The following is a 1,393-nucleotide window of genomic DNA, read 5'->3' on the forward strand; positions in this document are numbered from 1 at the left end:
TTCATCGGCAGCGTTGATGCCGCCATCCTGAAGCGGCTGAAATGCGTTGTAGAGGCCGGCGAACGTGTCGCGAACATCACCGCCGAGTTTGCGCGCGGCGTCCATGATCGACGCCATGTTCTCGCTGCCCTGATCGGCGAAGTCGTAAAGGGCTTGGCTGAACTGACCGCCCTGATTGAACGCACCGAACGTGGTCGTCGCTAGGTTCTCAATGGCGGTTGCCGCATCACCAAAGGTCTTCGGCATGAGGCGGAATTCTTCCTCAAGCTCCTTGAGGTACTTCTTGTCCGTGAAGGCACGGACGAGCTTATCGCTGGTAAGCTGGCCCTCGCTCGCCATCTTCTTGAGGTTGCCGATCGGCACGTTCATGCTGTCAGCGAGCAGCTTCATGAGGCGCGGCGCGTTTTCAGCGAGAGAGCGGAATTCGTCACCGTTCAGCCTGCCCGACGCGAGCGCCTGACCCAGCTGGAGAACGGTGGAAGCCGTTTCGCCAGCGGAAGCACCCGACACCTTCAGTGCCTTGGTAACAGTCTCGGTTGCCGTCGCGACCTGTGCCTGACTAGCGTTCAGCGTCTTCGATACCGTGGCGAGCTTGCCGTACAGAACGGCGGTGCTGGTCATCTCACTTCGAGTGGCGCGCGAGATACGCATCACGTCTTCTTGTGCCTTAGCGTGATCGCCCCAGTTGCGGGTGGAGACCTTGAGCTTGGCGTCCATGAGCGCGAAAGCGTCGGCGGCTTCACCAGCGCGCCGAGTTAGGTCGGCTAGGATTAGAGCAGCGCCAGCGCCCTTAAGGCCGGCAAGGCTGCGACCGAAGGTGGTGACGTTGACAGTAGTCCTGCCGAGTGTGCCATCTAGGCGGCGGGTCGCAGCACCTACGCGGTCTAGTGCTCGTTCGGCTTGGGAGCCACCACGACTTGCTTGGCTGGCATCAATAACAATGCGGACTACTGTGTCAGACATCGGATAGGCAGGCTCCGCTATAGTTGGATGGCCGACTATTTAGCGGGGCTGCTGCTCTGACTGCTGGATAGGACTGCTTCGTCCATCGCTTTGATGACGTACCAGAGCTCTTCTATCTCGCGCCTTGTGAGATTATAGAACTCGCCGTATTTAACGACTAAGCTCCATCCTATACGTCCGGCCGACATGCTCGACGGACGATCACTCGCGATTGTACGAAACGCTTCTAGGTAGAAGTCGTGCTCCAAGCTGAGCTTGGGCGCACCGGCCAGTTTCTCGATTGCAGGATGGTCGAACTTGCCGATTTTGCGGGCAGCGGCAGCTTCATTCTCATACCGTTCCAACTCGCCCGGTTTGAACTGAAGCTGCCACTTAAGATAAGCGGTTACTTTTTTTCGGCGTCCTTTACTTCAGCGGCGCGATAGTTCGC

The 1,393-nt window shown here is 58.4% G+C and carries 2 protein-coding genes; both read right to left on the reverse strand.

Annotated features, from left to right (window positions below; translation table 11 throughout):
- Positions 1–963, reverse strand: a 963-nt coding sequence (locus XM50_RS00100) for a tape measure protein (RefSeq protein WP_156167010.1), incomplete at its 3' end; no start/stop codon positions are given.
- Between the two features lie 35 nt (positions 964–998).
- Positions 999–1,307 (reverse strand): phage tail assembly chaperone, encoded by a 309-nt coding sequence (locus XM50_RS00105; RefSeq protein ID WP_046406297.1) that lies wholly within the window; start codon positions 1,305–1,307, stop codon positions 999–1,001.
- Positions 1,308–1,393: the final 86 nt, after the last annotated feature.

It is taken from the genome of Sphingomonas sp. Ag1 (assembly GCF_000980895.1).
Taxonomy (GTDB): domain Bacteria; phylum Pseudomonadota; class Alphaproteobacteria; order Sphingomonadales; family Sphingomonadaceae; genus Sphingomonas; species Sphingomonas panaciterrae.